The sequence below is a fragment of the Burkholderia semiarida genome (assembly GCF_029268935.1).
Classification (GTDB): domain Bacteria; phylum Pseudomonadota; class Gammaproteobacteria; order Burkholderiales; family Burkholderiaceae; genus Burkholderia; species Burkholderia semiarida.
Window position 1 is genome coordinate 956,284 of sequence record NZ_JAHLCL010000008.1, and the last position, 13,307, is coordinate 969,590.

Sequence of the window (13,307 nt, forward strand, 5' to 3'; positions counted from 1 at the left end):
TCTGTTCGCCACCCTACAAACAGCTGAACCGGTACGCGTGCGGCGCCGAAGCGCCGTCCCGGTCCGGCACGCCGGTCACGCGCGCGATGCTGCTGGCACGCCCGAGTCGGCCGACAGGATGCGCTTCATCTCGTCGCGCACGATCGCGCGGCAGCCGCACGACATTTTTTCTAGGCCGCCGAGGTCGGCGAGCTCGATCGAGCTGCGGTATTGCCGGATCAGGCCGAGCTTCTGGATTTCGCCGGCGGCGTCCGTGACCGTTTCGCGCCGTACGCCGAGCATTTGCGCGAGCATGCTGTGCGTCACCTGGATCTCGATACTGCGGGTGCGGTCGAACGCGAGCAGAAACCATCTGCATAACTGATGTTTGAGCACGTGATGACGGCTGCAGAACGTGATCTGCGAGACCTGCGCCATCAGCAGCCGCACGCAGACGAACACGAGATGGCGGATCACCGGCGACGCATCGAACGCGGCCGCGAAGACGCGCCGGTCGAGCCGGTAGACGAACCCGTCGCGGCACGCGAGCGCCCGGCACGGCATCTGGCCGCTGCCGCCGATCACGTCGTCGCAGACCACGCTTTCGCTGCCGATCTCCGCGACTTCCAGCGTCATGCCGCCAGACGACACGTACTGCAGCGAGATCGCGGTCGTGACCGGCAGGTAGACGGCGGCGAGCATTTCGCCCGGTTCGCAGAGCACCTGCCCGGATTTCAGGTGAACGAGTTGAAGGTGGGGCGTCAGCGTGGCGAGTTCGTCGCGGTCGATGGCCGCGAGAAAACGGTTGGCATCGAAGCTGTGGGAAAGCTCGATCATGCCGTTCGCATACGCGACGGCGTCGGGAGCCTGATGAGTCACGGCGCATCCTCGCAGAATGACGGTCGCGCGTCGTCCGCGCGAACTCCGGAACGGAAATTTCGCACGACCGTGCGGACTTTTGTTGATCAAAAACCGAATGACGATACTCGCAAAAAAGGCTAGCACGCAATTGAATTCACATAATTGCGCATCCTGCCATTTCACAAAGTTTGACGGTTGAGATTGGCCGCAAACGTTATGCCGATTTAATGATTCGTTTCCCTGAAATTAATCATCCGGAAATGGAATCGTGTGCTTGCTTGTCATTCAATGCCGACAGGGAATCAATCGAACGACGTTGCGCATCGTACCGCGAAGTGCCGGAAAGTCATTGAACATTGTTTGACAAAAAAATGGGGATCGCCTGATTTGTCAATTGAATCAATAACTTGTAAGCGATATGTGCGCTAACCGACAGAGGGCTGAATTAGTGTGCCGATTCAAATTTGAGACAGTTTGAAACGAACGTGCGCGGCGCGCCGACGTCGGGGAATGCTGCGCTGCACATCATGGAAACAATTGAAAATCCGCTGTAAGTATTTGAACGATAAGCATCGTGGCCCCACGCGACCGTGCCGGCCCGATGCATGGGGATTGACCGATCGAATGCCTGCTGTGTCCGTTGCGTGGGCGAGTGTCCGGAAATGAGACGTTTTTTTGCTTTTGGGGCCGGTTATTCGGGGGCTCTAAATCGAATGTCATTCATATATTAAGGATGGACGCGTATTGGCACGTAAATCGCTTATTCGGGCTGGCGTGTCGAAACGTGGCAGTGGACTCAATCCGGCGATGACAAGCCGATGGTCAGTCGGATTCGGGGTTGTGGGCCGCAACCGCATCAATGTCCGGACGCGCATCGCGATAACGAGTTCCGTGCACGCGGCTGCAGGCGGCGCGGACGATAAAAGGGATACAGACATGCTTCATCTTCACTCGAGCTACTCGGCGAACGCCATCCTTGCTGCCCTCCCGGAGGACAGCATCCGCACCATCGCACCGCATCTCGAACTGGTCAGGATCAAGGCCGGGATGCTCGATCGGGTTGGCGAACCGATGCGTCATCTGCACTTTCCGACGACGGCGATGATGTCGGTGCAGCACCTGATGGAGGACGGTGCGATGGTCGAGGTGGCGGTGGTCGGCCGCGAGGGGGTGGTCGGGCTGGGGACGCTGGTGGGCGGCATCGCGGCGTCGAGCCGGGTCGAGGTGCGCATCGGCGGAATGGCCTATCGCGTGCCGAGTTGCGTGATGCGCGCCGAGTTCGAGCGGTCGCCGCAGACCTACCGGCTGCTGCTGAACACCTGCCAGGCAACGATGGCGCAAATCTCGCGCAGCGCGCTGTGCAACCGCCACCACTCGGTCAGCGAGCAGCTCAGCCGCTGGCTGCTGCTCGCGCATGATCGGATCGACGGCGACGAGCTAACGGTCACGCAGCAGACGATCGCGAACATGCTCGGCGTGCGGCGCGAGGGTGTGACGGAGGCGGCCGGCAACCTGCAGGAAGCCGGGCTGATCCGGCAGCGCCGCGGCCGCATCACGGTGCTCGACCGCGACGGCCTCGAACATCATGCGTGCGAATGCTACGACCTGATTCGCGCGGACTATCGCCGGCTGCTCGGCACGCGCGGGAATGCGAGGCCGGCGACGGTCCACCCGCGCATGCTGGAGAGCCGTCGCGGATTCCCGGCACACGGTGCGTGACGATGCAGCCGATGTCCGGTGGAACGAATGCGATGCGGCGTGCCGTGATCGCGGCGGCCGACGTCGTGCTCGTGCTGGCGGGGGCGCTCGCCGCACAGGCGGCGTGGGGCCTCGGCTGGCATGCGCTGTCCGACGCGCAGCGCGGCGCGATCGCGCTGCTGTGCGTGCTGACGGTGGCGCTGCTGCCGCGCTACCTGCGCACCGTGCGCGGCGGCGTGGCGGTGCAGGGCGGCGCGCACGTGCTGACGCACACGCTGGTGGCGGTGATGTGCGCGAGCGTGCTGACGGTGGCCGGCACGGTATGGATGATGAATCGCGGCGGCACGGTCACGACGCGCTGGATCGTGCAAACGGTGCTGGCCGGCGACGCGACGCTGCTGCTCGGCCGCGCGGCGCTGCTGGCGCTCGCGCTGACGCGCGGCGACCCGCGCGCACGGCAACGCCGCGTCGCCGTCGTCGGCGCGACGGCCTACGGGCGCGTGGCGATCGAGCGGATGCAGCTTGCGCCGAACGGCCCGTTCGTGGCCGCGTGCGTATTCGACGACGATGCGGCGGCCGCCGCGAGCGGCATCGGCGGCGTGCCGGTGATCGACGACTGGAACGCGTTGCGCGACCGGATTCGCGGCGGTGACATCGACGAGGTCTGGCTCACGCTGCCGATGTCGCACGAGTGGCGGATCCAGCGCATCGTGCGCGAACTGCGCGACGAGTTCGTCGAGTTGCGGCTGTTGCCCGACGTGCGGCAGATGGCGGTCGTCGACCGCTCGGCGACCGACGTGCTCGGCATGCCGGCGATCAATCTCGCGACCACGCCGCGCTCCGCGCCGGAGCTGTGGGCGAAGTTCGCGTTCGACCGTCTGTTCGCGTTCGCCGTGCTGATTCCATTGCTGCCGCTGCTGACGATGCTCGCGATCGCGGTCAAGCTGTCTTCGCCCGGGCCCGTGCTGTTCAGGCAGCGCCGCAAGGGCGTCGACGGCCGTGAGTTCGACATCCTGAAGTTCCGGACGATGCGCGTGCATCGCGCGCAGCCGGGCGTCCTGCGGCAGGCGTCGCGCAACGATGCGCGCATCACGCGCGTCGGCGCGTTCCTGCGGCGCACCTCGCTCGACGAGCTGCCGCAGTTCTTCAACGTGCTGTTCGGGCAGATGTCGGTGGTCGGCCCGCGCCCGCATGCGATCGAACACGACGACTTCTATCGGCAACTGGTCGACTGCTACATGTACCGCTACCGTGTGCGGCCCGGCATCACCGGATGGGCCCAGGTGAACGGCTATCGCGGCGAGACGCGCAAGGTCGAGGCGATGGCGGCGCGCGTGAAGTTCGATCTGTTCTACATGCAGAACTGGAGCTTCTGGTTCGACATCAAGATCATCCTGCTGACGGTGGTGCGCGGCTTCATCGGCCGCAATGCATTCTGAGGAAAACGAATGATCGAGTCGGCGCCGCGCGAGCGATCGTACCGACGGCCTGATGCCGGTTCGCGGGCACGGGAAGACGCGCGCGGCCGCGCGGAAATTGCTGCGCCGCGGTTGCGCGGACGGGCCGCGCGGCGCGAGCCGCAGGGCGGGATTGCGCGTCCGTCCCCAGTTTCCTCACCGCTGACGCTGCGTGACCGGCACGCTGATTCCGGTCAACACACGCATGTTCAATGGGTTTATCCTGCGTCGAATGCGTCCGGCGTTCTGCACGTCCGGCCGCGCATCCGGATGCGGCGACGCAGGTCATGCCTGCGCGCCGCGTACCGGCGCGATACCGCGCGCCTCACTTTTTCGCGCGGAACCCGGAACAGGAGAGACGGCCATGTCGCTCGACCAACAACAACGGCAGACGCTGAAACAGCGGCTGAACGAGAGCGAGCAGGCGCTGCGTGCGGAGATCCGCGCGAGCGAGGACCAGCGCGCGCTGGAATCCTATGCGGACCTTGCCGGCGCGGCGCCGGACGAGGGCGACGAGGCGAACGCCGATCTGTTCGTCGACGTCGATCACGCGTTGATCGGCATGAAGCTGACCGAGCTGCGCGCGATCGGCCGCGCGCAGCGGCGGATGCGCGACGGCAGTTACGGCGAATGCATCGACTGCGACGGCTCGGTCGGCTACGAGCGCCTGCTGGCGCGCCCGACCGCCGAACGCTGCACGCATTGCCAGTCGCTCTACGAGCGCCGCTACGCAACGACGCCGCGCGCGTCGCTCTGACGTCGCGGTTTCCACCGCGCTGCACGCGCCGGGCGGCCGGCGCAGGATGACCAACTGGCGCCCGGTGCCGTCGACACGCGGCGCCGGGCGGGCAGACGCCGTCGCGCCGGCGCGCGGCGCCATCCACGTGGAAGGGGGCACGCCGATCATGCCGATCCACAATGCGGAGTGCGCGGCCGTGTTCGCCGAAATCGGCGACATGCTCGAGATCCAGGGCGCCAACCCGTTTCGCGTGCGGGCATACCGCAACGCCGCCCGCACGATCGCCGACTACGGCCGCGATATCCCGACGATGATCGCGAACGGCGACGATCTCGGGAAGATTCCGTCGATCGGGGCCGATCTCGCGTCGAAGCTGCGCGAGATCGCCGCGACCGGCACCTGCGAACTGCAGCAAACCTTGCGTCATGCGTTGCCGGGCGCGATCGTCGCGCTGCTCGACGTGCCCGGGCTCGGCGCGAAACGCGTGAAGGCGCTGCACGACGCGCTGCACGTCGATTCGCTCGAGCAGTTGCGCGCCGAAGCGAAGAGCGGGCACGTGCGCGAACTGCCGGGCTTCGGTGCGAAAACCGAAGCCCATCTGATCGAGGCGATCGACGATCGCCTGCAGCGTGAGCCGCAACGCTTCCTGCTGCCCGACGCCGCGCATGCGCTGACGCCGTTGCTCGAACGCCTGCGTGCGGTGGCCGGTGTCGGCAAGGCCGTGCCGGCCGGCAGCTTCCGCCGCCGCCGCGAGACGGTCGGCGATCTCGACATCCTCGTCACCGCACGCGATGCTGCCGCGGTCGCCGACGCGTTCGTCGGCTACGGCGACGTGGCGCGCGTGCTCGCACACGGCAAGACCCGGTCGAGCGCGATGCTCGCCAACGGGTTGCAGGTCGACCTGCGCGTCGTCGATGCCGATGCGTTCGGCGCGGCGCTCGTCTACTTCACCGGATCGAAGGCGCACAACATCGCGCTGCGCAGGATCGCGCAGGCCGGCGGCCTGAAGATCAACGAATACGGCGTGTTTCGCGGCGACGAGCGGATTGCCGGCGCGACGGAGGCATCGGTCTACGCGGCCATCGGGCTGCACGAGGTGCCGCCCGAGTTGCGCGAGGATCGCGGCGAGGTCGATGCGTCCCGTGCCGGCACGCTGCCGGCGCTGGTGGAGCGCAAGCATCTGCATGGCGACCTGCACGCGCATACCGACGTGTCGGCCGGCCGCGACGGCCTGCGCGCGATGGCCGCGGCCGCGCGTGCGCGCGGGCTCGCGTATCTGGCCGTCACCGATCGCGTCCCGCCTGGCGACGGCGCTCGCGGCGGCTTCGAGTGGCTCGCGCGGCAGCTCGACGACATCGATCGCGTCAACGCGACGTTCGACGATTTCGTGTTGCTCAAGGGCGTGGAAGCGGGCATTCGCGAGGATGGCAGCCTGGACGTGCCCGACGCGATGCTCGGCCGGCTCGATCTCGTGGTGGGCGCGGTACGCGACGGTTTCGACCTGCCGCGCGGCGTGCAGACCGATCGCATGCTGCGCGCGATGGACCATCCGTATTTCACGATTCTCGCGCATCCGACCGGTCGCATGCTCGGCGAGCGCGACGCCTGCGAACTCGATGTGCCGCGCGTGCTCGCGCAGGCTGCCGCGCGCGGCTGTTTCGTCGAACTCGATGCTCAGCCGCGGCGCCTGGACTTGCCGGACGTCTGGTGTCGCGAGGCCGCGAAGGCCGGCGTGCCGGTCGCGATCGGTTCGGATGCATGCAGCGCGGACGAACTCGACAATCTCGCGTTCGGCGTCGACCAGGCGCGGCGCGGCTGGCTGACGCGGCACGACGTGCTGAACACGCGCACGCTCGCGCAACTGCGGCCGCTGCTGGCGCGCACGATGGGCGGCGGCAAGCGGAGCCGGTCGAAGGGCGCGTGAACGTAACGCGGCCGGCCGCGTTGCGTTCGGTTCATGCCGGCACGGTCATGCCAGCACGCCGGTGGCCGGGACGTACGGCAGCCCGAGCGCCTGCGCGACGGCTTCGTACGTGATGTGGCCGTCGCACACGTTCAGGCCCGCGCGCAGGTGCGGATCGTCGAGCATCGCCTGTTTCCAGCCCTTGTCGGCGAGCGCGAGCGCATGGCCGAGCGTCGCATTGTTCAGCGCAAAGGTGGACGTGCGCGCGACCGCGCCGGGCATGTTCGCGACGCAGTAGTGGACCACGCCGTCGACGACGAAGGTCGGCGCCGCGTGCGTGGTCGCATGCGAGGTCTCGAAGCATCCGCCCTGGTCGATCGCGACGTCGACGACGACCGCCCCCTTGCGCATCGTCGCGATCATGTCGCGCGTGACGAGCCGCGGCGCCGACGCGCCCGGCACGAGCACGGCGCCGATCACGACGTCGGCATCGCGCACGGCTTCGTCGACCGTATGCGCATTCGAGCAGACGGTCGCGATCCGGTTGGCGAACACGAGATCGAGCTGGCGCAACCGGTTCACGTTGTTGTCGAGCACGGTGACGCGCGCGCCGAGGCCCACCGCCATCTGCAGCGCGCCGGTGCCCACGACGCCCGCGCCGAGCACGACGACGTGCGCGGCCGGCACGCCCGGTACGCCGGCCATCAGCAGGCCACGGCCGCCGCGCGGGCTTTCGAGGTGGGTCGCCGCGACCTGGATCGACATGCGGCCGGCGACTTCGCTCATCGGCGCGAGCAGCGGCAGGCCGCCGCCGGGGCCCGTCACGGTTTCGTACGCGATGCACACCGCACCGGATTTCACGAGCGCGGCGGCCTGATCGGGATCGGGCGCGAGATGCAGGTACGTGTAGAGAATCTGGCCGCGCCGCAGCATCGCGCACTCGGCGGGCTGCGGCTCCTTCACCTTGATGATCATGTCGGCCCGCGCGAAGATTTCGTCGGCGCCGTCGCTGAGCGATGCGCCGGCGGCCGCGTAGTCGTCGTCGAGCAGGCCGATCGCCGTGCCCGCGCCGCGCTGCACGAGCACGCGATGGCCGTGCCGCGTGAGTTCGCGCGCGCCGGCCGGCGTGAGGCCGACACGGTATTCGTGGTTCTTGATCTCTTTCGGCACACCGACCAGCATGAGTCGCCTCCATGGCCTTCGTTATCGTCGTCGTGCGGGCAGGCGGTTGCGCGGCGGCGTGCCGACCGCAGTACTGGAATAACAGGGTAGTAGCGCGCGGACGGAAGTCAAGCGTGCGGCCTGCGCGCGATGCATGCGCACTGCAGCGCAGCATGCGCGGCCACCGGTTGCGACCGGACGTCGCAATGCGCGCGTGATCGGGTTTCGGTATCGTCATGCGTGTCGCGGGCCGAACGTTTTCGGCAAGACGACGAGACAACGACACGAGGACATCGATCGACATGACCGGTGCGTATTTCAGCGTGCCGACGCTTTGCGCCCTCGCGCTGGTGCACGTCTACTGGGCGTGCGGCGGGCGGCTGGGCAAGCGTGCGGCCATTCCGGAGCAGGACGGCGTACCGCTGCTGCGGCCGACCGCCGTCGGCACGCTTGCCGTCGCGGCGGCCCTGCTGGGCGGCGCGTGCGTGGTCGCAGTGCGTGCCGGCTGGCTCGGGCGCAACGCGCATCCATGCACGATCGCATTCGCGGCCGTTGCGCTCGCATTGATCTTCGCGGTGCGGGCCGTCGGCGATTTCCGCTACGTCGGCTTCTTCAAGCGGATCCGCGGGTCGCGTTTCGCGCGGATGGACACGCTGTATTACTCGCCGTTGTGCGCGGCGCTGGCGTTGTCGATCGCGTCGATGTTCTGGCCGTGGTGAATGGCGACTGGCGCACGGCTCACTCGGCGCGCGTATCGATCAACTCGAGATATTCGGCCGGCACGGCATCGGTCAGTCAGACACTGTTTTCGGCGACGAAGAACGCATGGCCCTGCCGGTGCATGCGCTGCGCATCGACTTCGAGGATCACGGGCACGCCGTAGCGCGCGCCGACGGCCAGCGCCGTCCGCCGTCTTCCCATCCTTGCACATTCCGGCTTCTCAATTTCCCATTGTTGCTGATTTCGATGCACTGAATTGCATCGATCCCTCTACCAATGGAACCGGTTCCATATATAATTCGCCGCACTCGTCGCCGGACCCGAAAGAGGGTCGTGCACGTTGCGCTTGCGGTGGGCAGACGTGACGTCTAAGTTGAACAAGGGTCATGGGCGATGACGGAGAGATGCAGGCTGATGCCGGTATTTGTCCGACGATAGGGCCCGCGAAGAGGTCGATCCGCACAGCGCCACCGGTACCGGGGCGGGGTGCGGCTGCAATGACGGCGCCACCGCGGCTCGCGGCCGGGCGCCTGCAATCGAGGTTGTGCGCAACACACGAAAGAACAGGGCGACCGGCCGCGTGCGGCACGGCTGCCTGCCGGGCACGCGGCATGCGGAATGCGCGCGTCCGAACCCCGATCCCCAACGATCAACATCCGACCATGTCCACGCCACCTGACAAACCCAATTCGCGTCGCCGTTTCCTGCGCACGTCGGTCGCGCTCGTGCCGATCGCGTCGGTCGCCGGCTGCGACCTGCGCTCGTCGTCGCCGTCCGCGACGACGGCCGGCAATGCATCCGCCGCGTCGGCCGGCGCCGAGCGCGCGCCGTACAAGCCGACCTTTTTCGATGCGAAGGAATGGGCGTTCGTCCAGGCCGCCGTCGACCGGCTGATTCCGGCCGATGCCGAAGGCCCCGGCGCGCTCGAAGCCGGCGTGCCCGAATTCATCGATCGCCAGATGGAGACACCGTATGCGCACGGCGCGACGTGGTACATGCAGGGGCCGTTCCAGCAGGGCGTGCCCGAGCTCGGCTACCAGTTGAAGCTCGTGCCGCGCGACATCTACCGGCTCGGCATCGCGGCCGTCAACCGCTATTGCGAAAAGGCGCACGGCAAGGCGTTCGCGGATCTCGACGCGCCGACGCGCGACACGGTGCTCGGCGCGCTGGAGAAGGGCGGCGCGCAGATCGACGACGTGCCGCCCGGCGTGTTTCTCGGCCAGTTGCTGCAGAACACGCGAGAGGGCTACTTCTGCGATCCGGTGCATGGCGGCAATCGCGACATGGCCGCGTGGAAGATGATCGGTTTCCCGGGCGCGCGCGCGGACTTCATGGATTTCGTCAACCAGAGCGGCAAGCCCTATCCGTACGGCCCCGTCTCGATCAACGGGGAGCGCAGCTGATGGCCGCAGACAAGAAGCCGCATGTCGACGCGGTGATCGTCGGGTTCGGCTGGACCGGCGCGATTCTCGCGAAGGAACTGACCGAAGCCGGTTTGAACGTCGTCGCGCTCGAGCGCGGCGAATATCGCGACACCTACCCGGACGGCGCGTACCCGAACACGATCGACGAGCTGACCTACAACATCCGCAAGAAGCTGTTTCTCGACCTGTCGAAGACGACCGTGTCGATTCGCCACGGGCTGCAGGACACCGCGCTGCCGTACCGGCAGCTCGCCGCGTTCCTGCCGGGCGAAGGCGTGGGCGGCGCGGGGCTGCACTGGTCGGGCGTGCACTTCCGGATCACGCCGGAAGAGCTGCGCCTGCGCAGCCACTACGAAGAGCGCTACGGCAAGAAGTTCATCCCCGAAGGGATGACGATCCAGGACACGGGCGTGACCTACGAGGAGCTCGAGCCGCATTTCGATTTCGCCGAGAAGGTGTTCGGCACGTCGGGGCAGGCGTACAAGGTCGGCGGCAAGGTGGTCGGCGACGGCAACGTGTTCGAGGCCAACCGCAGCGACCACTTCCCGCTGCCCGCGCAGCTCAATACGTATTCGGCGCAGCGCTTCTTCGATGCGGCCCGCTCGCTCGGCCTGCATCCGTACCGGCTGCCGTCCGCGAACACGTCGGGCCCGTACACGAACCCGTACGGCGTGCAGATGGGCCCGTGCAACTTCTGTGGATATTGCAGCGGCTACGCGTGCTACATGTATTCGAAGGCGTCGCCGAACCTGAACATCCTGCCGGCGCTGAAGCAGGCGCCGAACTTCGAGCTGCGCTCGAAGTGCCACGTGCTGCGCGTCGATCTCGACGACACGAAGAAGCGCGCGACCGGCGTGACCTACGTCGATCCGGCCGGGCGTGAAGTGCACCAGCCGGCCGATCTCGTGATCGTGGCCGCGTTCCAGTATCACAACGTGCACCTGCTGCTGCTGTCGGGCATCGGCAAGCCGTACGATCCGATCTCGGGCGAAGGTGTGGTCGGCCGCAATTTCGCGTACCAGAACCTGTCGACGATCAAGGCGTTCTTCGACAAGGACACCTACACGAATCCGTTCATCGGCGCGGGCGGCAACGGCGTCGCGGTGGACGATTTCAACGCGGACAACTTCGACCACGGCCCGCTCGGCTTCGTCGGCGGCTCGCCGCTGTGGGTGAACCAGGCCGGCGTGAAGCCGATCAGCGGCATCGCGACGCCGCCCGGCACGCCGCAATGGGGCTCGGCATGGAAGAAGGCCGTTAAGGACAACTACGCGCACACGATCTCGATGGACGCGCATGGCACCAACATGTCGTACCGCGACGTGTATCTCGACCTCGATCCGACCTATCGCGATTCGTACGGCCAGCCGCTGTTGCGGATGACGTTCGACTGGAAGGACAACGACATCAGGATGGCGCAGTACGTGACCGGGCAGATGAAGAAGATCGCGGAGGCGATGGGGCCGAAGGCGATCGGCGTGTCGACGCGCGAGTTCGGCAAGCACTTCGACTCGCGCCAGTACCAGACCACCCATCTCGTCGGCGGCGCGATCATGGGCACCGACCCGAAGACGAGCGTGCTGAACCGCTACCTGCAGTGCTGGGACGTGCACAACGTGTTCGTGATGGGCGCGTCCGCGCTGCCGCAGGGCATCGGCTACAACCCGACCGGGATCATCGCGGCGCTGGCCTACTGGTCGGCACGTGCGATCCGCGAGCAGTACCTGAAAAATCCCGCCCCGCTGGTGACCGCATGAAGAGGACGATGAACCACAACGTCGCGCGCCGGATGTCGCGCGCGCTGGCGGCCGGTGCAGCCTGGGCCGCGTTCGGCTTCGCGGGCTCGGCGGCGCTTGCGCAACCGGCGGCCCCCGCAGCAGCCTCCGGCCCGGCGGTCGCACCGGCCGCCCAATCCGCCGACGCGGCCCTGATCAAGCGCGGCGAATACCTCGCCCGCGCCGGCGACTGCATCGCATGCCACACCGCGAGCGGCGGCAAGCCGTTCGCGGGCGGCCTGAAGTTCGACACGCCGATCGGCGCGATCTACTCGACGAACATCACGCCGGATCCGAAGACGGGCCTCGGCGGCTGGACTTACGAGGACTTCACCCGCGCGGTGCGCGAAGGCGTGCGCAAGAACGGCGACACGATGTATCCGGCGATGCCGTTCCCGTCGTATTCGCGGCTGACCGACGACGACATGAAGGCGCTGTACGCATACTTCATGCACGGCGTCGCGCCGGTCGAGCACGAGAACCGCGCGGTCGACATCGTGTGGCCGCTGTCGATGCGCTGGCCGCTCGGCATCTGGCGCAAGATGTTCGCGCCGTCGCCGAAGCCGTTCGACGCGGCGTCGTACAGCGACCCGGCGGTCGCACGCGGCGCGTATCTCGTGCAGGGCCTCGGCCACTGCGGCGCGTGCCACACGCCGCGCGCGCCGACGATGCAGGAGCGCGGGCTGACCGACGCGGACGGCCTCGACTTCCTGGCCGGCGGCGCGGCGATCGACGGCTGGGTGCCGACGAGCCTGCGCGGCGAGCCGCGCACGGGCCTCGGCACGTGGAGCGAAACCGAGATCGTACAGTTCCTGAAGACGGGCCGTACGCTGCGCACGGCCGCGTTCGGCGGGATGACGGACGTGGTCGGCCACAGCATGCAGCACATGACCGACGACGATCTGAACGCGATCGCGCGCTACCTGAAGACGCTGCCGCCGCGCGTGCAGGGCGAGCAGCCGCACGTGTACGACGCGGCCGCGGCGAAGGCGCTGCAGATGGGCGACGCGAGCAAGCCGGGCGCGGCCGTCTATCGCGACAACTGCATGGCCTGCCACCGCAGCGACGGCCACGGCTACACGCGCGTGTTCCCGGCGCTCGCCGGCAACCCGGTGGTGCAGGGCGACGATCCGACGTCGCTGATTCACGTCGTGCTGGAAGGCAGCGCGCTGCAGGGCACGCGCACCGCGCCGTCGACCTTCACGATGCCGCCGTTCGGCTGGCGCCTGTCGGATCAGGAAGTCGCGGACGTGTCGAACTTCGTGCGCACGAGCTGGGGCAACACGGGTGCGCCGGTGACGGCCGCGCAGGTCGCGAAGGTGCGCAAGAGCGTGCCGTCGACGCGGCCCGAGCCGCCGCCGGGCGCGCGGTTCCCGCAAGCGTCCCGCTGACGGCGCGGCGGCGGGGCGCCGGCCCCGCCCGTCACCCGGTCCGCGTCGATGCGTGACCGGGCCCGTGACGCCTCGGTCTTCGCCGGGGTCGCGCCCCGCCAACCCGCGCCGCCGCGTGAAATTTTCGCGGCCGCGCGCCATTCTTCCGCCTCATCCCGTATCCTTTCACTCTTGAACCTTACTAAATCGTTACAAGAGC

11 protein-coding genes are annotated in these 13,307 nt (G+C 67.6%); 8 read left to right on the forward strand and 3 right to left on the reverse strand.

From position 1 onward, the window contains the following. Positions 1–75 precede the first annotated feature (75 nt). Positions 76–858 (reverse strand): Crp/Fnr family transcriptional regulator, encoded by a 783-nt coding sequence (locus KPB06_RS27580; protein WP_179231773.1) that lies wholly within the window; start codon positions 856–858, stop codon positions 76–78. Positions 859–1,776: 918 nt separating this feature from the next. Here KPB06_RS27580 and KPB06_RS27585 point away from each other — a divergent pair. The 4 genes from KPB06_RS27585 to polX all read left to right on the forward strand — a co-directional run bounded on the left by KPB06_RS27585 (position 1,777) and on the right by polX (position 6,658). Beyond that, positions 1,777–2,559, forward strand: a complete 783-nt coding sequence (locus KPB06_RS27585) for a Crp/Fnr family transcriptional regulator (protein WP_059639360.1) — start codon at positions 1,777–1,779, stop codon at positions 2,557–2,559. A gap of 11 nt (positions 2,560–2,570) precedes the next feature. Then, positions 2,571–3,977, forward strand: a complete 1,407-nt coding sequence (locus tag KPB06_RS27590; protein WP_226222307.1) for an undecaprenyl-phosphate glucose phosphotransferase — start codon at positions 2,571–2,573, stop codon at positions 3,975–3,977. 382 nt (positions 3,978–4,359) lie between these two features. Beyond that, complete coding sequence (locus KPB06_RS27595) at positions 4,360–4,752, forward strand: TraR/DksA family transcriptional regulator (protein WP_059574623.1); 393 nt, start codon at positions 4,360–4,362, stop codon at positions 4,750–4,752. 148 nt (positions 4,753–4,900) lie between these two features. Further along, entirely contained in the window at positions 4,901–6,658 is a 1,758-nt protein-coding gene (gene polX / locus KPB06_RS27600; RefSeq protein ID WP_275905880.1) for a DNA polymerase/3'-5' exonuclease PolX, read from the forward strand. 45 nt (positions 6,659–6,703) lie between these two features. On the opposite strand, the gene ald is transcribed toward polX, so the two are convergent. Further along, positions 6,704–7,819, reverse strand: coding sequence for an alanine dehydrogenase (gene ald / locus KPB06_RS27605; protein WP_275920560.1), 1,116 nt, complete (start codon positions 7,817–7,819; stop codon positions 6,704–6,706). Positions 7,820–8,100: 281 nt separating this feature from the next. Here ald and KPB06_RS27610 point away from each other — a divergent pair, with 281 nt between their 5' ends. Continuing rightward, on the forward strand, positions 8,101–8,517 hold the full coding sequence (locus tag KPB06_RS27610) for a DUF3995 domain-containing protein (RefSeq protein ID WP_124859152.1): 417 nt from the start codon (positions 8,101–8,103) through the stop codon (positions 8,515–8,517). Positions 8,518–8,593: 76 nt separating this feature from the next. On the opposite strand, the gene KPB06_RS27615 is transcribed toward KPB06_RS27610, so the two are convergent. Continuing rightward, a complete protein-coding gene (locus KPB06_RS27615; RefSeq protein WP_275905878.1) occupies positions 8,594–8,719 on the reverse strand; it encodes an RNA 2'-phosphotransferase family protein in 126 nt (41 codons plus the stop codon). A gap of 461 nt (positions 8,720–9,180) precedes the next feature. Here KPB06_RS27615 and KPB06_RS27620 point away from each other — a divergent pair, with 461 nt between their 5' ends. From KPB06_RS27620 to KPB06_RS27630, 3 genes are read left to right on the forward strand one after another with little or no spacing between them, the layout of a single operon-like run. Further along, positions 9,181–9,921 carry a gluconate 2-dehydrogenase subunit 3 family protein gene (locus tag KPB06_RS27620; protein ID WP_059574615.1) on the forward strand — a complete coding sequence of 247 codons (741 nt, stop codon included), beginning with the start codon at positions 9,181–9,183 and terminating at the stop codon, positions 9,919–9,921. Next, entirely contained in the window at positions 9,921–11,699 is a 1,779-nt protein-coding gene (locus KPB06_RS27625; protein ID WP_059574613.1) for a GMC family oxidoreductase, read from the forward strand. The genes KPB06_RS27620 and KPB06_RS27625 overlap by 1 nt, the downstream gene beginning before the upstream one ends. Then, on the forward strand, positions 11,696–13,108 hold the full coding sequence (locus tag KPB06_RS27630) for a c-type cytochrome (RefSeq protein WP_059574611.1): 1,413 nt from the start codon (positions 11,696–11,698) through the stop codon (positions 13,106–13,108). The genes KPB06_RS27625 and KPB06_RS27630 overlap by 4 nt, the downstream gene beginning before the upstream one ends. Positions 13,109–13,307: the final 199 nt, after the last annotated feature.